Annotated in this window: 24 protein-coding genes; 3 read left to right on the top strand and 21 right to left on the bottom strand. The window is 60.9% G+C overall.

Annotated elements, in window-relative coordinates:
• From CAER_RS0108440 to CAER_RS0108460, 5 genes are all read right to left on the bottom strand, one after another.
• Entirely contained in the window at window positions 1–894 is an 894-nt protein-coding gene (locus tag CAER_RS0108440; RefSeq protein ID WP_027234936.1) for a protoglobin domain-containing protein, read from the bottom strand.
• Window positions 895–1,191: 297 nt separating this feature from the next.
• Window positions 1,192–1,341, bottom strand: a complete 150-nt coding sequence (locus CAER_RS30770) for an agmatine deiminase family protein (RefSeq protein ID WP_154667757.1) — start codon at window positions 1,339–1,341, stop codon at window positions 1,192–1,194.
• On the bottom strand, window positions 1,307–1,600 hold the full coding sequence (locus tag CAER_RS29215; RefSeq protein WP_084299500.1) for an agmatine deiminase family protein: 294 nt from the start codon (window positions 1,598–1,600) through the stop codon (window positions 1,307–1,309). Before CAER_RS29215 ends, CAER_RS30770 begins: the two co-directional genes overlap by 35 nt.
• A complete protein-coding gene (locus CAER_RS0108450; RefSeq protein ID WP_027234937.1) occupies window positions 1,510–1,782 on the bottom strand; it encodes a type 2 periplasmic-binding domain-containing protein in 273 nt (90 codons plus the stop codon). Before CAER_RS0108450 ends, CAER_RS29215 begins: the two co-directional genes overlap by 91 nt.
• Before the next feature lie 341 nt (window positions 1,783–2,123).
• The gene (locus CAER_RS0108460) at window positions 2,124–3,518 is read right to left on the bottom strand and encodes an aminotransferase (RefSeq protein WP_027234939.1); all 1,395 of its coding nucleotides are present in this window, start codon (window positions 3,516–3,518) and stop codon (window positions 2,124–2,126) included.
• Window positions 3,519–3,606: 88 nt separating this feature from the next.
• Between CAER_RS0108460 and CAER_RS0108465 the strand changes: the two genes are divergently transcribed.
• On the top strand, window positions 3,607–4,305 hold the full coding sequence (locus CAER_RS0108465) for a TetR/AcrR family transcriptional regulator (RefSeq protein ID WP_245597338.1): 699 nt from the start codon (window positions 3,607–3,609) through the stop codon (window positions 4,303–4,305).
• 392 nt (window positions 4,306–4,697) lie between these two features.
• On the opposite strand, the gene ehuR is transcribed toward CAER_RS0108465, so the two are convergent.
• From ehuR to ectA, 5 genes are all read right to left on the bottom strand, one after another.
• Window positions 4,698–6,077, bottom strand: coding sequence for a MocR-like ectoine utilization transcription factor EhuR (ehuR, locus tag CAER_RS0108470; protein ID WP_027234941.1), 1,380 nt, complete (start codon window positions 6,075–6,077; stop codon window positions 4,698–4,700).
• A 63-nt stretch (window positions 6,078–6,140) separates the two neighbouring features.
• On the bottom strand, window positions 6,141–7,577 hold the full coding sequence (locus CAER_RS0108475; RefSeq protein ID WP_027234942.1) for an aspartate kinase: 1,437 nt from the start codon (window positions 7,575–7,577) through the stop codon (window positions 6,141–6,143).
• Between the two features lie 31 nt (window positions 7,578–7,608).
• Window positions 7,609–8,001 (bottom strand): ectoine synthase, encoded by a 393-nt coding sequence (locus CAER_RS0108480; RefSeq protein WP_027234943.1) that lies wholly within the window; start codon window positions 7,999–8,001, stop codon window positions 7,609–7,611.
• Window positions 8,002–8,004: 3 nt separating this feature from the next.
• Window positions 8,005–9,294 carry a diaminobutyrate--2-oxoglutarate transaminase gene (gene ectB / locus CAER_RS0108485; RefSeq protein ID WP_027234944.1) on the bottom strand — a complete coding sequence of 430 codons (1,290 nt, stop codon included), beginning with the start codon at window positions 9,292–9,294 and terminating at the stop codon, window positions 8,005–8,007.
• 62 nt (window positions 9,295–9,356) lie between these two features.
• Window positions 9,357–9,905, bottom strand: a complete 549-nt coding sequence (ectA, locus tag CAER_RS0108490) for a diaminobutyrate acetyltransferase (RefSeq protein WP_245597339.1) — start codon at window positions 9,903–9,905, stop codon at window positions 9,357–9,359.
• Between the two features lie 195 nt (window positions 9,906–10,100).
• On the opposite strand from ectA, the gene CAER_RS0108495 reads away from it, so the two are divergent.
• A complete protein-coding gene (locus tag CAER_RS0108495; protein ID WP_027234946.1) occupies window positions 10,101–10,577 on the top strand; it encodes a MarR family winged helix-turn-helix transcriptional regulator in 477 nt (158 codons plus the stop codon).
• A gap of 126 nt (window positions 10,578–10,703) precedes the next feature.
• On the opposite strand, the gene CAER_RS0108500 is transcribed toward CAER_RS0108495, so the two are convergent.
• The 11 genes from CAER_RS0108500 to CAER_RS0108550 form a co-directional block, all read right to left on the bottom strand.
• Entirely contained in the window at window positions 10,704–11,825 is a 1,122-nt protein-coding gene (locus CAER_RS0108500) for an alanine racemase (protein WP_036797179.1), read from the bottom strand.
• Between the two features lie 2 nt (window positions 11,826–11,827).
• Window positions 11,828–12,988 (bottom strand): amidohydrolase, encoded by a 1,161-nt coding sequence (locus tag CAER_RS0108505; RefSeq protein WP_036797181.1) that lies wholly within the window; start codon window positions 12,986–12,988, stop codon window positions 11,828–11,830.
• Window positions 12,989–12,998: 10 nt separating this feature from the next.
• A complete protein-coding gene (locus CAER_RS0108510; protein ID WP_027234949.1) occupies window positions 12,999–14,174 on the bottom strand; it encodes a thiolase family protein in 1,176 nt (391 codons plus the stop codon).
• Between the two features lie 11 nt (window positions 14,175–14,185).
• Window positions 14,186–15,481 (bottom strand): ArgE/DapE family deacylase, encoded by a 1,296-nt coding sequence (locus tag CAER_RS0108515; RefSeq protein WP_322786335.1) that lies wholly within the window; start codon window positions 15,479–15,481, stop codon window positions 14,186–14,188.
• A 5-nt stretch (window positions 15,482–15,486) separates the two neighbouring features.
• Window positions 15,487–16,140 carry a 3-oxoacid CoA-transferase subunit B gene (locus CAER_RS0108520; protein ID WP_027234951.1) on the bottom strand — a complete coding sequence of 218 codons (654 nt, stop codon included), beginning with the start codon at window positions 16,138–16,140 and terminating at the stop codon, window positions 15,487–15,489.
• A complete protein-coding gene (locus tag CAER_RS0108525) occupies window positions 16,127–16,819 on the bottom strand; it encodes a CoA transferase subunit A (RefSeq protein ID WP_027234952.1) in 693 nt (230 codons plus the stop codon). The genes CAER_RS0108520 and CAER_RS0108525 overlap by 14 nt, the downstream gene beginning before the upstream one ends.
• On the bottom strand, window positions 16,816–18,168 hold the full coding sequence (locus CAER_RS0108530; protein WP_027234953.1) for an aminotransferase family protein: 1,353 nt from the start codon (window positions 18,166–18,168) through the stop codon (window positions 16,816–16,818). The genes CAER_RS0108525 and CAER_RS0108530 overlap by 4 nt, the downstream gene beginning before the upstream one ends.
• The gene (locus CAER_RS0108535) at window positions 18,165–18,935 is read right to left on the bottom strand and encodes an amino acid ABC transporter ATP-binding protein (RefSeq protein ID WP_027234954.1); all 771 of its coding nucleotides are present in this window, start codon (window positions 18,933–18,935) and stop codon (window positions 18,165–18,167) included. Before CAER_RS0108535 ends, CAER_RS0108530 begins: the two co-directional genes overlap by 4 nt.
• Window positions 18,936–18,951: 16 nt before the next feature.
• On the bottom strand, window positions 18,952–19,608 hold the full coding sequence (locus CAER_RS0108540) for an amino acid ABC transporter permease (protein WP_027234955.1): 657 nt from the start codon (window positions 19,606–19,608) through the stop codon (window positions 18,952–18,954).
• Between the two features lie 19 nt (window positions 19,609–19,627).
• On the bottom strand, window positions 19,628–20,275 hold the full coding sequence (locus CAER_RS0108545) for an amino acid ABC transporter permease (protein ID WP_027234956.1): 648 nt from the start codon (window positions 20,273–20,275) through the stop codon (window positions 19,628–19,630).
• Between the two features lie 220 nt (window positions 20,276–20,495).
• Window positions 20,496–21,272 carry a transporter substrate-binding domain-containing protein gene (locus tag CAER_RS0108550; protein WP_027234957.1) on the bottom strand — a complete coding sequence of 259 codons (777 nt, stop codon included), beginning with the start codon at window positions 21,270–21,272 and terminating at the stop codon, window positions 20,496–20,498.
• A gap of 134 nt (window positions 21,273–21,406) precedes the next feature.
• Between CAER_RS0108550 and CAER_RS0108555 the strand changes: the two genes are divergently transcribed.
• A complete protein-coding gene (locus CAER_RS0108555; protein WP_027234958.1) occupies window positions 21,407–22,372 on the top strand; it encodes a LysR family transcriptional regulator in 966 nt (321 codons plus the stop codon).
• Window positions 22,373–22,444: the final 72 nt, after the last annotated feature.

The raw sequence follows: 22,444 nt of genomic DNA on the forward strand, positions 1-22,444 counted from the left end.
CTAGCGCTCCAGAAGCTTGCGCGCGGTTTCAACGCCCCGCTCAAGATCTCCTGCCGGGTTCAATGCCTCACCGGTGACACCGATTTTCACCAGAGACTGCGCCACCTCAGCGCTGATACCGGTCAGCACTGAGTGAGCGCCCATCAGGCGGGTTGCCGTCATTGTCTGTATCAAGTGGTTGGCGACCATACTGTCCACCGCAGCCACCCCGGTAATATCCAGCACCACTGCGCGGGCGTTCTGATCCCGGATTGCATCCAGAATCTGCATCGTCAAAAACCGCGACCGGTGGCTGTCCAGCACGCCGACCACAGGCACCAGCAGCAGCCCCGCCTGCAGGCGCAGCACCGGCGTCGGCAGTTCGCTTAGCTGGCGTTCGCGCTGTTCAATCGCATCGCTCCTGGCTGCCGAGAACGCCTCAATCGTCATGGCCTGATGGCACGCCGCCGTCTTGCGCAGCGCTTTCTCGGTTTCGAGGGCCTCTGCTTCGTTATCGGCACTCTCCCGAACGAGGTCGCAGATCCGGTTAATGGCGAAGGTGTACAGTCCAAGATAGAAGCTGGGTGAGATGCCATAGCTTTCGTTGAACAGCCCGGCGCGCTTGCGGTCCTTGTAGTATTTCTGATCGAGGCCCGCCTCAAAAAGCTCCAGCAGATGCCGCCGCTGCTCGTCCCTGACCTCTTGCATGCCATGCGGGCGGGCTTCGCCGCCGGGATGGTCGTAGCCTCCCTCGCGGCTGTAGAATTCCTGCAAGACTGCCTCGATATTCTGTTCTGCCAGAGGCATGAGGCCGGATACCCGGGCCCTGTCGTCTTGGCTAACGTCGAACCAGCCCCAAAGTTCCTGCAGCCCTTTGGCCGGGGTCTGGATTGTCGAAGTTATGACCTCATTCATGGCGCCCTCGCAACGATGACAATGCCCTCAGAGAGTCTGGCGATATGCTTAATGAAGCCCTAAAGAGGCCAGCAAGACGCCAATAAATCCCCGTAAAATCAGTGCGTTGAATGGCATGAGGACGGTGCCGGGTTCAGCCTGCCCTGAGGGCTCCGCACAGCCCGCCTTTCGCGCTGGTGCGGCCGCCTGCAGCGAGCTTCAGGTCCGAATCCGAGCTTGCCGGTGCCCATGAGGCAGGCACCGCTCCGAGCTGGCCCCGGACGAGGCAAACTCTTATTTATAACACTTGGCGGCGCCTTATGGAGCAGCCAGAGAATCTGCGGGCTGCTGCTGCGTGATGCACCCGATACCGCCGCCATCGAGCGCGGTAAAGGTGCTGTCCACGCCCACAATTTTGCGGCCAGGGACCAGCCTATCCAATCCGGCCGCTGTCGCGCAGCCAGGCATCGTTGATCGGGATTTCCAGAATCTCAATGTTGCCGCAGCCCTCGAGTGCCGCGCGCGCTCCGGAAGCGTCGCTGGGATCAGCAATCACGGTCACCAGCTCGAACTCTGCCACTGCGCGCATCACACCGGCATAATCCGCCCGTATGCAGCCCGGATTGCTGCGGCAGCTCAGCTCGGCCGGCCAGGCATTACAGGTGCGGGCGCGGGGTCCGCCAGCGTCTTCAGGTCGATATTGCCTTCGACGAGATCGATCCAGCAGACGAGGCCGGTGCGGCCCCGATCAAACGGCAGCATCCAGACTTGGCCTTCCGACGACACTTCCGGCAGCTGCGCGAGCGCAGGGAGCAGTTCATCCCAGGCTTTTAGCCGCGCGGTGTCGATCGGCTTGATCGGGTCCGCGGCCCGCATCTTGCCGATCAGCCCGCCGCGGGGGTCCGCCACATCGGCCCCTTTCGGGCGGCAGCTGCCGACGTGTACCCGCTCGGGCCGAAGGCTGATCGTGACTGCGGCGCCAACGCTATCGGGCACCCCGAGCGCGCCGGTTCAGAGCGGATCGCGGTTGGATACAGCAGCCTTCCGGCGCCCTGCGGCACCATGCGGCGGGCCGCTGCGGGGAACAGGCGGGCAAGGACGTCCAGCGCCTCCTGGTCGTGCTTGGGCAACCCGTACTGCCGGCCGATCACGCCGCCATTAACCGAGTGGACATTGATGTCGACAGAAAGCGGCGGCTGCCGTCCGGCTTGCCGTCTACGGGCGGCGAGGTCACCCGATACGGTACTGTGTCATGCGAGCTTGACCCCCTGCTTGACGAGATCGCTGGTTGTCTTGCGGATGCCGTTCTCGAGAATGTCGAACATCTGGTCGATCTGGCTTTCGGAGATAATCAGCGGCGGCGAGAACACGCACATGTTGATGATCGGGCGCAGGATGAGGCCGTTTTCCTGGCAATGCGCATCGATCATGGCGCCCACGGTCTTGTCGAGTGCGAGAACATCGTCGGCCGACGCATCTGCCACGCATTCGACACAGCCGAGCAGCCCCTTGCCGCGGGCATCGCCGACAAGCGGGAGGTCCGCGAGGGCTCCGAGCCGGGCCTCGAAATGGGGAGTAACATCCCGCACATGCTCAAGGATGCCCTCGCGTTCGATGATCTCGATGTTTTTGAGCGCAGCGGCAGCACTGACCGGATGGCCTGAGTAAGTGAACCCGTTCGAAAAGGTCGCATCCCGGGACTTGTCGCCGGATACCTCGGCGATCAGCCGGTCCGAGATGATGCAGGCCCCCATTGGCACATAGCCTGAGGTCATGCCCTTGGCGCAGGTGATGATGTCGGGAACGATATCAAACACCTTCTGGGAGGCGAACCAGTGGCCCATGCGGCCGAATCCGGTGACGACTTCGTCAGAGATGTAAAGCACATCGTGCCGGCGGCACACTTCGAGGCAGCGTTTGTGGTAACCCGCCGGCGGGACAATCACCCCGCCCGAACACAGGATCGGTTCGGCAATGAATGCCGCCACCTTGTCAGCGCCGGTCTGCAGAATGGCGTTCTCCAGATCCGCCACCTTCTCATCCAGAAACGCCTCGATGCTCTGACCTTCGGCGCGGACATAAGGATTCACGTTGGGCAGGAAATGGGTCAGATGAGATGCCTGGTCCAGCCAGCCCTTGTCGCGTTCCTTGCCGCTCATCGAGGCCGCCAGATAGGTCGAGCCGTGATAGGCCTTCTGCCGTGAGATCACGATCTTCTTTTCCGGCCGGCCCAGAACATTGTTGCGGAACTGGATAAACCGCAGCGCGCTGTCCACGGCAGTTGAACCGCCGGTGGTAAAGAACACGTGGTTCAGATCGCCCGGCGTCCGCTTGGCAATCTCGTGGGCCAGGCGCGCAGAGGTGGAGTTTGCGTTGTTGAACGGCGAGAAATAGGCCAGCTCCCGCGCCTGCTGCGCCATTGCTTCGGCGATCTCAGTGTTGCCGTAGCCAATCTGCACGCACCACATGCCGGCCGGTCCATCGATCAGGCGCTCGCCCGTTTCCGTCGTGACATAGATGCCTTCACCGCCTTCGGTGAAAGTCCTGTCATTCTGGCCGATATAGGCCATTCCCTCCCACGGATGAACGAAATTCCCATTGTCCCAATCGCGGACGGTTTCGAAGTCGGCAGTCTGCTGCGTCATGGCATCACCAGGATTGTAACATCAATCACAAACTGAACGTACGTTCATTCATTGTCAAGAAATGCTTTTGCCATTAGGTTTTAGCTGTATGAAGCCGTTGGAAACTCAGGGGCATTCACCCAAGTCAGAAAGGTTCGCAAAGGACGTGAGCAACACCGGTCAGCATGAGGAAGGGCAGAACGCCCGGGAACTGAGCAAGTCGAAGAACCGGCGCCACCTTCTGGATTCGGCAGCGGATGCCATTTTCAAACACGGCTTCCGCGGGGCGACGATTGCAGCGATTCAGAAGATATCAGGCCTATCGCGGGGCATGATCAATCTGCACTTCAAGACAAAGGAAAACCTCTTGCTGGCGGTCGCTGAAGACTTGTCTAACAGTTATTCCGAACGCTGGAAAAAGATTGCCCGCAACCCTGACCTCTCCGCGAGGGACAAGCTGATGGGGATTATCAAAGTTGATCTGTCACCGGATATTCTGAATGAACGTGATGTGGCAATCTGGTTCGCGTTCAGGTCCGAGGCTTGCTCGAATCCCGAGTACCACAAATACATCGATTCAAGAGATGCGAGCTTTCACAACACGATCGTGGAGATCTGCCAGAGCCTGATCGACGAGGGTAAGTACCCAAATGGCGACGCCCATCTTGCGGCCGACGCCTTTATTGCGCTCTTCGAAGGCATGTGGACAGATTTCCATCTCCACTCAGAAGAATTCGACCGGTGCCGCGCCGAACGTGTCTGCCTCTACATCGCAAACAGTCTTTTTCCGGATCACTTCGACCTTTGAAAGGTTCAGCGGGAGTCTGGGCTCTGAAGCAAAGGTGCGGATTTACAGCGCGAACGGCCAACATTCTGCGGCAAGGACCCTGACCAGCGAGGCGTTTCTTAGGCCATCCGGCAGTGGACCTTTTGTCAGTCTCTGAACAGCAACGGTTGTGCGCTAATGCGGGGTGCAGGGTCTGGCGCGGGACACAGGTCTGGCTGTTTGTTGTAGAGCTGACCCGCATGTCAGCCAAATACGCTCCGAACGCAGCAGTCCGGCATTCGGATTTCAGACACTCCTGCATCAAACGGAATTCCCAAGGATCGAAGCAAGCGCAGCGGGCAATCCAGGCGGCGAGGCCGACCCTGCCGGAAGGAACGCTTGCAAGCTTTGACACCACCATCCGGGCGCCGGTGCTAAAGCGCCAGATGCGGCAGGCAGCCCGGTTCCATCCTTAGAAGTGCTGCAAGCAACTCCAACCCTTTACGGAAATGACTTTCATCCTGCACCGCACCCAGAGAAACCCGCACAGCGCCAGGTGGGCACGTGCCGGAGGCCAGGAATGGCGTATCAGGTGCAACAGCTATTTGCAGCTGACGCGCGTATTGCGAAAAGCTGCCGGAACTCCACCCTTCAGGCAGCGGCAGCCAAAGATGCAAGGCAGAGGGATGCCCCCTCCAGGAAATTCCCCGGAAGACCCGGCTGGCGATGCGGTGCCGTCTGTTGAAGGCGTGGCGCTGCCAGCTGGTGAATTCCAGCATTGTGCCGTCCGTCACCCAGCGGCTGGCCAGCTCCCACATTAATGGCGCGCCCGCTCCTCCGAAGCTCAGCAAGCGGCTTGTCAGAGCTGGACGCAGATGGCCCGGGGCGGCCATGTACCCGGCCTGCAGCCCGGGCATCGCGCATGTGCTGAGGGTAGTCAGATATACTGAACGCTCCGGCAGCAGCGCCGACACCGGCGGCGGGCGGTCCTCTGCCACGGGGCCAAGCGGATCATCTTCAACGATACAGAGATCATGGGCATCCGCAATCCGGGCCAGATCCCTGCGCCGGTCCTCCGGCATCATGACCGGAACCGGATTGGCCAGTGAAGGCCGCAGGCACAGCACCTTGGGGCCGGACGTCCGGCAGGCGTCCTCCAGTGCGTCCGGCAAAATGCCATCAGAGTCCGCCTTCAGTCCCGCAAGCTTCAAGCCCAAGTAGGAGCAGCCCGATACGAGCAGGTTGTGTGTAATGCTGTCTGCCAAAACAGTGTCGCCCGGGCGGGTCAGAGCGGACAAGGCGGCGGACATTCCGAGGCTGCCGCCGTTTGTCAAAAGAACCCGCTCTGGTGCAGCCGCAAGCCCGCAGGCTGCCAGCCACCGGGCCCCGGCAGCCCGGTGCGCCCCGCTCCCGGCGACGGCGCCGCAGGCCTGCAGTGCCGAGGGATCCAGTTCTGCCGCAAGCTCCTGCAATGACGTCTGAAACCGCTTGCTGTGCTCTTTGTTGCGGACGGGGCTGACGGTGGAGAAATCAAAGCCGCCTTCGCGCTCTGACCTTTGCGGAGCAGGGTGCGGCGCGGGACCGCAAACATAGCTGCCCCGTCCGACCTGCCCGTCTATCAGGTTCTGCTTGCGCAAGCTCTCGTAGGCTTTGCTGACGGTGTGAACGCTCAGCCCAAGCCGGTCTGCCATCTTACGGTGCGGCGGCAGCCGGGCGCCGGCGGGGAGTTCTTTGGTCAGAATGGCCTGTTCAATGGCTACTGCCAGGCTGGCGTGCAGAGGTGAATGAAGCGTTTCAGGATCAGGATACCACATTGCCGTTCCCTGCTCCCGGCCGCCGCGCCGAACCGGCTGCACAGCAAGGGTCCAGCAGCCGCTTCACGCCGCTTTTGCTTTTGCAGCCTGACCGGCGCCCGGAATGAGCGCCGCGTGCAAAACCGCGACCGCTGTTTCCGCTGATGTCCTTGGCACCGCAAATTGAACATCGACGTTGCGCGGCGTCTGGTGCGCCGCGATCACGTCGACACCTGCCTTGTGAAAAGCTGCAAGCCCGCGGCCGAGCGCCTGCACCCCGGACAGATCGCGCCCGATGGCTGAGACGATGGACAAAGCCCGCGCATCGACCTGGGCCGACGGGTAGACACGCTCCAGATCATTCACCACCCGCCGCACGGCCTTCAGCGATGCCTCGACATAGTGGGTGATGGTATTCGCGTTCGAGCTTTTGGAAACGATCCGGACGCTGTGGCGGCGCAAAGCCTCAAGCACAGTGGCATCATAGCCTTTGACGCCGACCATATCCTGCTCGAACAGCTCCAGCGCAATAACATCAAGGCTGGTCACGATTTCAACTTCCGGGACTTCGGCAGGCTGACCGTCGATGAGCGTGCCGGGGTCGGCAGGCTCGAAGGCATTGGTAACGCGCAGGGCAACGTTTGACTGGCGCAGGATCTTAGCGGCATTGGGGTGAATGGCTTCCATCCCCATATTCGACAGCTGGTCGGCAACATCATAGTTCGTGTGCCCCAGTTTGCGCACGGCATCCGCGCCCACCAGCGCCGGATCTGCAGAGGACAGATGGAACTCCTTGTGGATGATCGCCTCTTTTGCCCTGGTGAAGGCCGCGATGCTGGAAAAGGTAACCTCGGAATACCCTCGGTCATACTCCCGCATCAGGCCTTCGCGGCACTGGGCATAGCCGGTGACAACAGGCAGTTCCGAAGCCAGGTCGAGAGAGCTGAGGCCGCCGGCAATCCGCTCCTGGAGCGAGCATTCGCTTTCATCGCGCCAGCCGCTGAGGTCAATGAAACGGGCATTCACACCAGCGCGCTGCAGCATCAGGGTCGTGACAAATGCAGAATGCGCCTCGCCCAGCCCGGACAGCAGCTCGCGCACCAGCATCATCTGGCTCGACAGGCGAAAATGGCCGTAAGAGCAGAGGCGCCGCAAGTCGAACAGGCAACTGCGGGCCCCTTCAATGCGGTCGCGCACAAAGTCTTCAGCCAGCGCCCGGTCGGCCGGATTATCCAAAACGCCGTTGTGGACACCGGCCATCGCTTCCCCCACGCGGCTCAGCGCATCAAGCCAGCCATGATCGTTGTCGTCGTTGGCAAACAGGGCATAGACGCCTGGTTCCCCGGATTTCTTGTGCTCCAGCAGCAAGTTGGTGATCCCGCCAAAAGCGGAAACAACAAAGATCCGGTGATAGAGCGCGCTGCCGCAACGGTCAGCAATGATCAAAGTGTCACGCAGCTCCCGGATGCGGGACATCGACGTGCCGCCGATCTTCTCGACGGTATGTTCGGGAAAATTCACTGCCTATCCCCCGGCTGGCACCGGGGCCTCTTCAAGTGGTTTCGAGCGCGTAGGAGCCGTCTTCGCGGTGGACTTCGCTGCCGGTGACCGGCGGATTGAACACGCAGGCCATGACCAGCTCTTCCTCGGCACGCAGGGTGTGACGGTCATGCTTATCCAGCGCATACATGACGCCGGGCCGGATCAGATGGGTTTCGCCGGTTGCCAGATCGGTGATCGAGCCGGAGCCCTGCATGCAATAGACGCTTTCAAAGTGGTTCTTGTATTCGAACGTGTGTTCGGAACCGGCCTCAAGAAAGGTGATATGGAAGGAAAACCCCATTCCGTCCTGCGCCAGCAGCATCCGGACCGAAGACCATTTTGCGTCTGAAACAACGCGGTTGCGCTCACTTTTGACGATATCGTTATAGTCGCGAACAATCATGTCTTACTCCGCTGCGAATTTGCTTGAGTCCGTCACGCCGCGGATCGCGTCGCGCAGAATTTTCAGGCCCTTAAGGAAAGTCTCGTTGTCTGTCGTCAGCGGCGCCAGAACCTTCACCACCTGGTCCTCGCTGCCTGAGGTTTCGATGATCAAACCGTTCTCGAAAGCACACGCGCAAATGCTGGCGGCCAGCTCGCCTGAGCCCACGTCCAGGCCCTGCATCATGCCGCGCCCCTTCAGACAGGAACCAGGAAGCAGCTCGCTCATCTCCTCCAGGGCAGCTGTCAGGAGCCGGGATTTGGCCGCAACGTCCCTTTGGAAACGGTCGTCCGTCCAGAACTTGCGGATCGCAACCCGGGCCGTGACAAAAGCATGGGTGTTGCCGCGAAAAGTGCCGTTGTGTTCTGCCGGGCCGAAGATGTCGTGCTGCGGGCGCACCAGCATCAGCGCCATCGGCAGGCCAAAGCCCGACACCGATTTGGCCAGGGTTACGATGTCCGGCGTGATACCCATCTCCTCGAACGAGAAGAAGCCTCCGGTCCGGCCGCAGCCGGCCTGAATATCGTCAATGATCAGCAGCGCGCCGTGGTCCTTCGCCAGCGCGGCGATGCGCTGCACCCATTCGGGGCTGGCTGCATTCAGACCGCCTTCGCCCTGCACGGTTTCCAGCAAAATTGCAGCCGGGGCGTCCACACCGCTGGAGCGGTCGTTCAGCATGGCTTCAAGATAATCCGCCGTATCAGCGCCTCCGGGGAGATAGCCGTCATAGGGCATCCTGGTCACGCCGTTCAGCGCCAACCCGGCACCGCCGCGGTGATAACCGTTGCCGGTTGCCGCAAGAGCACCCATCGTGACGCCGTGAAAGCCGTTGGTAAAGGCAATGACATTGGTGCGGCCGGTCACCTTGCGGGCCAGCTTGAGCGCCGCTTCAATGGCATTGGCACCGGTCGGGCCGGTAAACATTACCTTGTGGTCCATGCTGCGCGGCCGCAGGATCTGCTGGTCGAAGGCCTCCAGAAAGGCAGCCTTTGCATCGGTATGCAGATCCAGGCCATGGGCAAGGCCGTCGGACGAGATATGTTCGATCAGGGCCGCCTTCATGTCCGGATCGTTATGCCCGTAGTTGAGCGAAGAGCAGCCAGCGAGAAAGTCGATGTACCGGCGCCCCTTGTCGTCCGTCAGTTCGGATCCGCTGGCACGGGTGAAGACCGTATCGAAGCCACGGCAATAGCTGCGCGTTTCGGACTCGCGGCGCTTGAAAATAGAAATCTCGGCTGACGTATCAGTCGGCATAGTGTGTCCTCTTGGAATTAAGCAGGTCAGAACGGGCAAGCGCCACATGGATGTAAACGCCCTCAGGCTGCCCTGCCGGGCGCCTCGGAGAAATCGATCGTGACCATGTGCTCGGTGCTCTGGCGGTCCCTGAAATGCCGGGCCTGAGTAAAGTAGGGCTGGCTCTTCAGCGGCGCGCTCCGGTTAGCTGCGAATGTGTGGAACAGCCCCCAGGACGCTCTGTTTTCTTGGGTGATGGTCGTTTGCAGCCGCTTGATGTTTTTGCAGGCATCGCGGCGCAGCAGGCCGTTCAGCATCAGCGAACCAAGCCCGGCACCACGGGCCTTTTCCGACACCGCAACCTGCCAGACAAACAGCGTTTCCGGATCGTCAGGCAAAACGTAGGCAGAAACCCAGCCAGCGATTTCGCCATCAATCTCAGCAACCACGCAAGTTTCGCGGAAATGGTCGCACTGGATCAGATTGCAGTACATCGAGTTTTCGTCGAGCGGTTTGCAGGCGCGCACCAGCTCCCAGATTTCAGCTCCGTCTTCGGCCGCAGGTTCGCGCAGCGCTGGTGTTGATTTCCGGAAAAACTCTAATGCATGCCGCATCTGTCTCGGCGCCTCCATTTAATTTGATTAGCTAAGTACCACCTCAAAGCACCCCCCTCAAGCGGTTGTCGCAAATTGCGGCAATGTGTCGTTTTTCTGCAAAACAAGGCACGCGAGCGTCGGCACATTCGACCTCTTGTGTTTCGCTTGTCAAAGCAAAACCGCGGTTCCGCTCGGCTTGATTATCGCTTCGGGCTCTGTCAGAAACTGAAGATGGACCGTATTGATGCCAGTCTGATAGCCCTGCGGCGGATTTTGCGCGCGACCGACATGTTCGGGCGCGAGCTTGCCCAATCAGTCGACCTGACGGCTCCGCAGTTCCGGGTTCTGCAAATCATCGCCGGAAATGAGAGCTGCACAGCCAAGGCGATTTCCCAGCAGATGCGGATCTCCCAAGCTACCGTGACCTCACTTGTCGACAAACTGGTGCGCAAGGAGATGGCTGTGCGTGAAAAATCGCTGGCAGACCGGCGTCAAACCAATATTTCCGTTACCGCAAAAGGCCGCCGGGCAATTACGGAAGCTCCGGACCCCCTTCAGCAGCGGTTCGTCCGTAAATTTGAAGCGATGGAAGATTGGGAGCAAGCGGGGCTGATTGCGGCGCTGGAGCGTGTCGCCGCCATGCTGGACGCGGAGGACATTGATGCGGCGCCGGTTTTGGATACAGGAGAATCCTTGACCACTTCGTGAACTGGATTTGCAGCATTTGCTGTACGGCTGGACATGCAGCAACGGTCAAGCTGAACCACACCTGGAGGGCTGTCCGCGGCGGCTGCTCAGCACAGCCGGAGCTGTCTTCGCGATACCATCCGCAGACTATTGATTGATATAGTACCGGTAATTCCGCCTGCCCCAGTCGGTGTAAAGGTCCGCCATGATCGTGCGGAACTGGCTTTCGGCCATAAGCGGCCGGATCGGTGCAGCCCCCCGGCCGCCGAACACGCTGACTGTGTCGCCGACTTGAATGCCGTCAGCTCCGGTCACATCAGCTACAATCGCATTCATGGAGATCTTGCCGATCACTGGCGCCAGAAAGCGCCCGCCCACAACAACGCTGCCATTCCGAGAAAGCCGCCTGAAACCGTTTTCGTACCCGATCGCAATACAGGCCAAGCGGCGGGCCCGGTTAAGGCGGTGCTCCCTGTCATAACCAACGGTTGACCCTTCAGGGTAGTCTTGCAGGCTCACCACGCGCGCTTCCAGGTCCATCGTGCTGCAAAAGCCCAGTTCCGGCTTCAATATCCCATACAGTATGGCACCGCAGCGATACATGTCTGTTTCAATTGCGGTCTCTGAAATCAGTGTCAGCGAACTGCCTGCGTGAACGACAACATCAGACCGTTCCAAATTGCTGTTTTCAAACACCCAGGAAACCTGCTGCTGGAACAGCCGGTTGCTTTGCTGCAGTTCGGGCCGGTCATTTGACGGAAAGTGAGTGCAGATCCCGCCAATGCGCTCCCCCAGGCAGTCCAGAATTTCGCGGCAAGTCTCCTTGCCGGCCTCCGTCGAGACTTCCAACCCATCGCGCGACATTCCTGCTGCGTTCAAAGAGAGATGCACACTGGCCTTGTACCGTCCGGCCTTTGCGCTGGCACGGATTTGCTGTGCGGCTCGGCGCGAGGCAACCTGTTCTTCGACCCGGTCCTCCAAAGCCCCCTCAATTTCCTGGGGCGCTGCCGCCCTAAGGCGGATGACAGCCCCTTTGAAGCCCGCCTGGCGCACGGCCCGCGCCTCGGAATTGCTGGTGATGCCAATACATTTGACACCCTGTTCTTGCACCAGGGGAACAACTTGCTGAATGCCGTGACCATAGGCGTCTGCTTTCAGCACGGCACAAAAGCGCCTGCCCTTCGGGACGAGACCCAGAGCAAGCTCAAGGTTTCTCGAAATGCGGTCGCGGTGAACTGTGCACCACGAGGCAGGGCAGATGTCCGGCATCTTCAGGCCTGCGACCGCCCGAGAAGTCTATCGGCAATCCCGCAAAACAAATCTGTCACAATCGGAAGGAGCGCATCGGGGAAATCATAATCCGGGTTGTGAAGCTGGGGATGCTCCTCACCGGATCCGACATAGAGCAAGGCCGCCTTGGCTCCGTCTTCTCCGAAGCGCCCGAAATCTTCGGACCAGCGCATCGGGACAGGCATGTCGCGGCAGGTCTGCCCCAGCGCTTGCGCCGCTTCTTGCGCGATTTCGGTGGCCTGTTCATCGTTCTCGACTGCGCGGAAAACATCGTGCCATCGTACCTCCGCTTTCAGGCCGACGGCGCTGCTTTCGACCTGTCTTCGCGCCTCGGCGATCAGGGTGTCCATCCGCTCATTCGTCATTGAGCGCAGCGTGACGCGCATCTCCCCGTCGGCTGGCGAAATACCGAAAGCAGGTTCGCCCAGTTTCACATGCGTCAGGGTGCTGAGCGCAAAACCGGCATCACCGATTACGCCCTGGCTGAGTGCCGGCAGCCCGGCCATCAGCTCCGCCATTGCATTGGCGGGCGAAATCCCGTCCTCGGGGGCTGCAGCATGCGAACTCTTTCCTTCCAGCAGAATCTGCATCCCTCGCGAAGCGCAATTGCCCGCCCCCGGCCGCAGGCCAATCTCGCCGAGCGGCCGGCCGGGCACATTATGGTAAGCAAAGGCAAAGTCCGGGCGGATTTCGGGCCAGCGCGGATCCTTGATCACCGCCTCGGCACCGGCACCGGTTTCTTCGGCCGGCTGAAACAGCACAATGACGCGCCCGGCGGCAGGGCGGCAGCCGGCCAGCCGCATCGCAACCCCCAGAACCGATACCATATGCCCGTCATGGCCGCACAAATGCCCCCTGCCCTCTACCTCCGACCTGTAAGGCAGATCCGAGATTTCGCGGATCGGCAGCCCGTCAAGCTCGCATCGGAACAGCACGGCGGGGCCGTCCTGCGCCCCGGTGAACTCTGCCGCAACACCATGACCGCCGAGGCCGCGCCAGATCCGGTCCGCCCCCAGCGCGGTCAGTTCGGCCGCGATGCGCTCAGCGGTTCCGGCCTCCTCACCGGAAATCTCGGGGCGGCGGTGCAACTCCTGGCGCAAAGCCGTCAGCTGGCTGATCTGTTCAGCAGAAAGAGCGGCCATCAGAACCTCCTTAGAAAATCTCGAACAACCCGGCGGCGCCCTGCCCGCCGCCGACACACATGGATACCACGCCCCACGTCACACCGCGGCGGCGGCCTTCCAGCAGGATGTGCCCCGCCATGCGGGCGCCGGACATGCCATAGGGGTGGCCGATGGAAATCGCGCCGCCATTCACGTTCAGCCGGTCATCGGGAATGCCCAGAGCATCGCGGCAATAGAGCAGCTGCGCGGCAAAGGCTTCGTTTATTTCCCATAGGCCGATCTGATCCATGCTGAGCCCGGCTCGCTCCAGCAGGCGCGGAATGGCCACTACCGGGCCGACGCCCATTTCTTCGGGAGCAACACCCGCGGCAGCAAAGCCGCGCAGGGCTCCCAATGGGGTCAGTCCCCGCTGGCGGGCCTCGCCGGCCTCCATCACCACCAAGGCCGCCGCGCCGTCGGAGAGCTGGCTCGCATTCCCTGCAGTCACGGTTTTCCCCGCGCCGCGCACCGGCGCCAGCCCCGCCAGCCCGGCAGAGGTAGTACCGGGGCGGTTGCATTCGTCTTGCACCAGCCGGACCCGTTCTTCACGGGTTTCCCCGCTCGCCTTGTCTGTGACAACCTTGACCGCGTCAACGGGCACGATTTCATCAGCAAACAGCCCGGCCTGCTGCGCCTTTGCAGTCCGGATCTGGCTTTGCAGCGCATAAGCGTCCTGTGCTTCTCGTGTCACGCCATAGCGGCCGGCCACCACTTCGGCGGTGTCCAGCATGGCCATATAATAACCGTCCCGAACATTCGGATCGCGATAGCGATGCCCGTTCCAATGCGCATTCTGAACCAAAGAGATGCTTTCGAGCCCACCGGCCAGCGCAATACTGACCTCTTCGCACCGCACCATGTGCGAGGCCATCGCGATGGCGTTCAGGCCCGAGGCGCACTGGCGGTCCACCGTGGCCCCGGCGACGCTGTCGGGCAGCCCGGCAGCCTGGGCAATATGGCGGGCGACGTTCACACCGGATGTGCCTTGCGTCAATGCCGAACCAAAAACGGCCTCTTCGACGTCACCGCCCTGCACTCCGGCGGCGGCGAGGGCTGCTGTGACTGCGGGCGCGGCCAGGCCCGGCGCCTCGAGATTGTTGAACGCACCGCGATAGGCTTTGCCTATCGGCGTGCGGGCGGTGGAAACGATGAAGGCGTCGCGCATGTGAAAGGTCCTCAGATCTCTTCGGTTCCGCACCAATCGGCGATGAACATGGCTGTGGCCCTGGTGACGCGGCGTACGCTTTCCAGGTCGACGCGTTCATTGAAACCGTGGATCGCTTCGGCGCGCGGGCCATAAACCAGCGCCGGAGTGTCCGCATAGAGGCCGAAAAAACGCGCATCGGTGGTGGCGGTGATCGCTTCGCGCGCCAGGGCCTCACCGGTGGCGGATTGGTGCGCCTGATCAAGCGCGGCAATCGCGGACGCGGCTTTGGCGGAACTGTCCTGCGACAGCGCGTACCCTTCGGCATGAAAGCCATGATAGACAATCTCGGGCAAGGCATTACGCAGGAAGTCATTTTCGCGCGCGGTATCCATAATCACCTGTTCGATCTCGGCCTTTGCGGCGTCGATGGACTGGCCAGGGAATATTGCCATTCGCACGTCGAAAACGCACCAGGCGGGCACCGAGCTGGTCCAGTCGCCGCCTTCGATTTTGCCGACGTTCAGGTTAAGCGCGTGATCCATATGGGCGTAATCGGCCGGGCGGTTCCCGGCTGCGTTCCAGCGGTGCTCCATTTCATGCAGCGCCCGGATCAGCGGAAAGGCCGCCTCGATCGCGTTGGCTCCGCTGCCGGCATAGGCGACATGAGCCGGCAGGCCTTTGAGATGCACCTGAAACCAGATCACGCCCAGCTGCGCGGTGACCAGACGTTCGGAAAACGGCTCGGGGATCAAAGCCGCGTCAGCGGTATAGCCCCGCGCCAGGCAGGCCAGCGCGCCGTTGCCGGTGCACTCCTCCTCGACCACGGATTGGAAGAACACATCCGCGGCAGGGGCCAGCCCGCAGGCCCTGAGAGCGTCCAGCGCAAAGAGGTTCGAAGCCAGGCCCGCCTTCATATCCCCGCCGCCGCGGCCATAGAGCCAGCCTGCTTCCACACGCGGCTCGAACGGGGGGCTGTCCCACATGTCCAGCGGCCCGGCGGGCACCACGTCAATGTGCCCGTTCAGGATGAGCGAGCGGCCTGCAGGCGCCTGAGCGCGGTGAATGCCCACTACGTTGACGGCATCTTCATAAGGACCGAGCACCGGTGAGAACCCGGGCAAATGCCGGATCCCGGCAACGTCAATCTGCCAGCGGTCGACCTCATAACCGCGCGCGGCCAGTTCAGATGCCATGAAATCCTGTGCCGACTGCTCATTGCCCCGCGTCGACGGGTGCGCCGTCAGCTCGGACAGGAATCGGACTTGCCGGTCGAAACCAGCGTCTACGGTGTCACACAGCCGGTTTTTCAGATCATCTTGCATCATGAGCCTCAAAATGCTGGCAGGTCGGTATCAGGACGGATCAGCGGTGCGCCGGTGGCCTCGGCCACTTCAGCCGCGCTGACACCTTTTGCAGTTTCAGCCAGAACAAATCCCTGCGGCGACACATCAATCACTGCCAGATCGGTAAAAACCCGCGCCACACAGCCGCGGGCCGTCAGCGGCAGGGCGCATTCGGACTTCAGTTTGGGATTGCCGGCCCGGTCGGTATGCGTGGTCAGCACCACCACCCGCCGCGCTTTCTGCGCAAGCTCAATGCCGCCGCCTGCGCCGGGGCTGAACTTACCAGGGATTTTCCAGTTGGCCAGATCACCATTCGCGCCGACCTCGAACGCCCCCAGCATAGTCAGATCCAGGCGCCCGGAGCGCACCATCGCAAAGCTGGTGGCGCTGTCGAAAAAGGCCGATCCCGGCACGGTCGAGACATAGCCGCCCCCTGCGTCGATCAGATTGCGGTCCGCCTGTTCCGGCGGCACCGCCGGGCCGATGCCCGCCAGGCCGTTTTCGGTATGCAGGCATACCGGGAAATCAGCAGGCAGATGGTTGACGACCCGGGTCGGCAAGCCGATCCCGAGATTGACCACCATGCCCGGTGCAATCTCACGCGCGGCGCGGGCAATCATGCGTTCCTTAGCGCTGGACAACGGCGTACTCCTCCGACAGCTCACCCAATTCAGCCACGTGATCGACAAAAACTCCGGACGTATGAATTGCATCCGCCGCCAGCCCCCCCGGCGGAAGAAGGGTCTCGGCCTCAACAATCACGCAATCGGATGCCATCGCCATCAGCGGATTGAAATTCCGCGCTGTCGCGGCATAGGCAAGATTGCCGAAGGTATCCGCCCGGCCGGCATGGATCAGCGCCGCGTCCGCGCGCAGGGCGGTCTCGACCAAATGGGGCCGTCCTGCGATCTCGACCACCTGCTTTCCGGCCGCCAGCTCTGTGCCGATGCCAATATCGCTCAGCACCGCGCCGATCCCGGCGCCGCCCGCCCGGATGCGTTCGGCAAGAATGCCTTGCGCGTTGAATTCGACCTCGATCTTGCCTTCGTTCATCAGCGAAATCGCGTGGCTGTTCAGCCCCAGATGGGTGGTGATAAGCCGCGCCACCTGCCCGCTCTGCAACAGATGGTCGATTCCCATGCCGGGCTCGTTCGCGTCGTTCTTGATGAGCGTCAGGCGGCGCGCGCCGTGGGCAGCAAGAGCCCTGATCAGCGCCATTGGTGTGCCGGGCACACCAAAGCCGCCCACCATCACCGTGCTGCCATCCTTGATGCCGGCAATAGCGCTTTCGATTGTGCAGCTTTTGTCAGGCAGCCTCATGCGGCCTCCGCGATAGGCAGTCCCGCCTCGTTGGCAAATGCATCCAGAGCGTCCTGCAGGATCGCCATGATTTCACCGATCTGCGCTTCGGTGACAATCAGCGGCGGGGCAATCAGGAAATGGTCACCAGCGGTGCCGCCGCGGGTGCGCCGGGAATAAATGATCAGGCCGCGCTCATAAGCAAGTTCGACAAGCCGCGCATGAGCATCAAGGCTTGGCGGCAAGGGGGCCAGGGTTGCGCGGTCCGAGACAAGCTCGAAGGCCGTCAGAAGCCCTTTGCCGCGCACGTCGCCGATAAAGGGATAGCGGTTCATCAATGCACGCAGGCCTGCCATAAGGACCTCCCCCATCTTGGCAGCGTTCCCGATCAGCCCCTGATCTTCCAACTCTTCCAGAACGGCAAGCCCGGCGGAACAGGCAAGCGGATTCCCTGCATAGGTGAAGCCATGCAGGAAGCCGCCGGCGTCCAGAACCGGCTCCACCAGGCGCGCGCTGGCGACGATCGCCCCCAAGGGCGCGTAGCCTGCGCCGAAGCCCTTGGACAGGGCGACGATATCCGGGGTGATGCCCCAATGCTCGGCAGCCAGGAATTTGCCGGTCCGGCCGGCGCCTGTCATGACCTCGTCGTAGATCAGCAGAACACCGAACTCGTCGCAGATTTCGCGGACACGGCCATAGTAGCTGTCCGGCGCGACCAGGGCCCCGGTGGAGGCCCCGCCGACCGGCTCCATCAGAAAGGCCAGCACGTTTTCCGGCCCTTCTTCCAGGATCCGGTCCCGCAGCAGCTCCGCATATTTCAGCCCGCGCTCTTCTTCGCTCAGGTCATCGCGGTCGAGATAGGTCGCGGGCGCCGCCACCTTGGGCATGCCCTCCAGCATTGGTGCAAACGGTTCGCGCAGCGGGTCGTACCCTGTCAGATCCAGCGCGCCGAAGGTGCAGCCGTGATACGAGGGAAAGCGTGAAATCACCCTGTGGCGGCTGCTTTGGCCCTGGGTGACCGCGTATTGCCGGGCCAATTTCACAGCGCTTTCAACCGCTTCCGAACCGCCGGACACGAAAAACACCCGGTCCAGCCCTTCCGGCGTCATGGCGACGGTTTTTGCCGCCAGATCCTCTGATGGATGGGTGCGGAAATGCAGGCGGTAGCCAAAGGTGGCCTTGTCCATCTGTGCCTTCATCTTGGCCAAAACGCGCGGATTGGAATGGCCGATGTTCGACACCATCGCACCGGAGGAGCCGTCGATGTAGCGTTTACCAGTCTCATCGAACAGGTAGATGCCCTCGCCGTAATCCAGAAACGGGCGCGGTGTGCGGGACTGGTAGAACAGGCAGGAGTTTGCGTCGCTCACTTTGCACCCTCGATATGCTTGCGAAGAAATTCGCGTGTTCTTTCCTTGGCCGGGGTCTTCAGCACGATCTCCGGCGGGCCTTCTTCAACAACGACGCCTTTGTCCATGAACAGGACGCGATCGCAGACCGAGGCTGCAAAATCCATTTCGTGGGTCACGATGATCATCGTCATATGCTCTTCGGCGAGCCGCTTCATAACGAGGTTCACCTCTTCCACAAGTTCGGGGTCCAGCGCCGAAGTTGCTTCGTCGAACAGCATCAGCTTCGGCTTCATGGCCAGCGCCCGTGCGATCGCGACCCGCTGTTTTTGCCCGCCGGACAGCTGCGAGGGGTAGTAGTCGATCCGCTCCAGCATCCCCACTTTGTCCAGTTGCTCTTCGGCCAGCTTGTCGGCCTCCTGCTTGGACAGCCCCTTGAGCATTTTCGGCGCCATGGTGACGTTTTCGCGCGCGGTCATGTGCGGAAACAGGTTGAAGTGCTGAAACACCATGCCAACCTGCTGGCGCATCTCATTGATGTGCTTTTCATACTGGCGGTGGGGCAGCTTCCTGTTCACCTGCACCCCATCCAGCCAGATTTCGCCGCTGGTCAATGGGTCCAAGTCGTTGATCGCCCGCAATAGCGTGGATTTTCCGGACCCTGACGATCCGATGATGCCAACGATCTGCCCGCGTTTGACGGTCAGGCTGATGTCCTTGAGAACCTCAACCGGGCCAAAGGATTTCTGTGCGTGTCGTATTTCGACAAAGTCTGTCTGTTCAGGCATGAGCGGCCTCCTGAAATCAGCGGGAGATGGAGATGCGGCGTTCGATCCTGCGCTGCACCCATTCCATGCAAAGGTTGATGACGTAGTAGAACGCGGCAGCCAGGATGTAGAATTCGAACGGGCGGTACGTCTTGCCGATCACCCGCTGCGCCGAAAGCGTCAATTCGCTGACGCCGATCACCGACACCAGGGCGCTGTCTTTCAACAGGGCGATCATGTTGTTTCCGATCGGCGGGATCACGTCGCGCACCGCTTGCGGGATCACCACCTTGCGCAGGGCTTCACCACGGCTCAACCCCAAGGTGCGCGCGGCCTCCATCTGCCCTTTATCCACGGCAAGGATCGCGGTCTGAATCAATTCGGAATTGTAAACCGCAAAGTGCAGGCCCAGGCCGATGATCCCCGCCACGAACGCCGGCAGGTCGATGCCGATCTGCACCAGGCCAAAGTAGATCAGGAACAGCTGCAGCAGGAGCGGCGTCCCCATGAAGACCCATTCGATCAGGCGGAAAGGCAGGCGGATGATCCAGGGTGCAAAGAGCGCAATCACTGCAAAGACGATGCCACCGAAGAAGCTGAGGATCGCAGCAGCGGCGGTGATGCCGATGGTCCAGGCACAGCCCAGAAGTATCACATCCAAGTATTTGGGAATGATCGAAAAATCGAGGCCCATCTGACTTTCCTTTTTCCGATCAGGTGATTTGAACTTTGCGGTCAAGCCAGGCAACGCCCCGGCCAACCGCATAGATGATGATCATGTAGAGAACCCCGGCGAGAAGGAACATTTCGAACGGTTTGTAGGTCGAGCCGATATAACGCTGTGCGGTGTAAGTAAGCTCGATGACCGAGATCGCCGCCACCAGAGCCGTCGCCTTGACCAGCATATTCAGGTTAACCCCAAGCGGGCGCACCATCAGCCGCGCAGCTTGCGGCAGGATGACCTTGTAAGTCGCCTGCCAGCTGCTCAACCCCAGGGTACGGGCAGCTTCACGCTGGCCTCTGTCGATTGCGATGATCGCCCCGCGGATCGTTTCGGTCACATATGCCCCGGCGTTGATGCCCAATCCGATAACGCCCGCCTCGAAAGCGTCCAATTGGATGCCGATTTGCGGGCCGCCGAAATACAAGATGAATAACTGGATCAGCGCGGGCGTACCGCGGAACAGGCTGACATAGGCGGCACCAAGCAACCGCAGAACCGCAAAACGCGACAGACGGGCAGCAGCGCCCAGCGTTCCACAGGCCAGGCCTAGAATGGCAGTCAGCACCGACAGCAGAATGGTTGTCCAGGCCGCCTCCAGAAAAAACGGATAGACCTTGAGCATCAATTCAAAGTCCATGTTCCACTCCTCTGGTTAGACGGCGCGCCGGTACTGCGCCCGTTTGCGGCAGAAGAATTCCCTTGCTGGATAACATGCAACTCCACACCTGTATTTTGGCTGAGATCGGCGTGTGCAATCCAGCCGCGGACAGCTGGTCCGTTCTGGCGGGAGCGCGCGATCCGTCATGCGGGATTGACGAAGCCCCTGCCGCGGCGCTGGGCAGCAGGGGGAAGGCTTGTCAGCGGATGTCCGCGCCAATCCACTTCTCGGCGATGGCAAGGTAGGTGCCGTCTTCCATCATGGAATCCAGCGCCTTTTGCATTTCCGCCGCCAGTTCCGGGCTACCCTCACGGATCGCTATGCCTGCCCCGAAAGGCTCGGTCGTCGGATCGCCGAACATTTCGAACTCCTGCCCCTTCTCCTTCATCGCAAGAATGGCAGCGATGGAGTCGTTGACGATGGCGTCAACACGTCCGTTTTCCAGCTCCAGCAGAAGCTCAGGCAGGCCTTTGTAGGTGTTGATGTCGTAGCCCTTGTCACGCGCCCAGTCCTCATGGGTTTCACCCAGGGTCAGGCCGACTTTCTTTCCTTCGAGATCCTCCAGCCCGGCAATGCCCGATCCCGGCTTGGAAAAGATGGCGCGCTTGTCCGAGTAGTATGGCCCAACAAAGTCGACAACTTCATCGCGCTCCTCGGTAATGGTCATCGATCCAACGATTGCATCGTATTTGTTGGCAAGCAGCCCGCCGATAATGCCATCCCATGCGGTGGTCACGATTTCCGCTTCCATCCCCATCCTCTTGGCAATCTCGGTGCCGATGGCCGGATCAAAGCCGACAACCTGGTTTTCGTCGTTCACAAAGTTGAACGGAGGGTATGCACCCGACATTGCGATGCGGATGACACCCTTTTCTTTCAAGGTGCCAAGCTCTTCTGCAGAAACAGTGTTCAATCCGGCCACTGCAAGGGCAGCTGCGGCAATCGCGGATTTCAGGACGGTTCGGCGGACAGTCATTTTTTTCTCCCTATTGAAACAGGCCGGGCTTTTCGCCCGTGCGCAGTGGCGGACGAGCCGCTTGAACAAAAGCTTGCACAACCGTCCTGTATTGCGCAAATAAATATATGCTACCTTCAATATAGGTGAAATCTATGAGCCTGCCGCATCAGCAGCGTTTCCCCTGGAACCTGGATTGGAACCTGCTGCGCACTTTCATGGTGGTCGCCGAGCAGCGCGGCATCTCTAAGGCCGCGGATTTTCTAGGGCTGAAACAGCCAACGGTGTCCGCGGCCCTGAAACGCCTTGAACAAACAACCGGCAAGACGCTTGTCATTCGCAAGCCGAATGAGTTCACCATAACCCGCTCGGGACAGGCGCTTTACACGGAATGCGCCAAAATTTTCGGCTCCGTCTCTCAGCTTCCATCTCTGCTTGACGCCGACAATACAGAGCTGCGCGGGCACCTCTCGATAGCCATCACCAGTTCTGTGATCTCTGAGCATTTCGAAGATTTTCTGAGCCGGTTCAGCGCGGCCCATCCGCACGTCACCTATTCCTTCTCTGTGCACGAAAGCGACGATGTCGAGACCATGATATCCCAAAACCGTGCCAGTTTCGGGATATGCCTGCTGTCAGCGCTTCCTCAAAACCTGGACACCATGGTCCTGTACCGGGAATACTTTGGCCTCTATTGCGGCGCACGCCACCCATTATTCGGCGCTCGGACCATCACCCCGGAGGACTTGGAGGGCGAACCGTTTGTAGCTTTTCAAACCGAAGCTGAAGGCGGCCCGCTTGAAGCCATTTCACGCCTGCGTGCCCGCATGGGCTTGGCCAATACCTGGCGCGGCGTGTCCTCAAGCTTGAATGAAATCCGCCGGATGATCATGGCGAATATCGGGATAGGCGCATTGCCCCTTCACGTGGCAAGCCAGGACGTCGCAGCCGGGCGCATCCGCCAGCTGCCGCCCTATGACGAGCTGCCGATGGTGAATATCTACCTGATTACCAACCCGGCGCGCCGCCAATCGGACGCAGAAACAGCGTTTCTGTCCGCTTGCGAGGCCGAAATATCCGCCATCGACATCAGGGAGAGGACATATGGATCAGACCGGTAGCCGACCCGAGGACGAAGCCGCTCCGCGGCAATGGCGCGGGTGGCTGGGGTTCAGCGATGATCTGACAGTGGT

The organism is Leisingera caerulea DSM 24564 (assembly GCF_000473325.1).
GTDB lineage: Bacteria > Pseudomonadota > Alphaproteobacteria > Rhodobacterales > Rhodobacteraceae > Leisingera > Leisingera caerulea.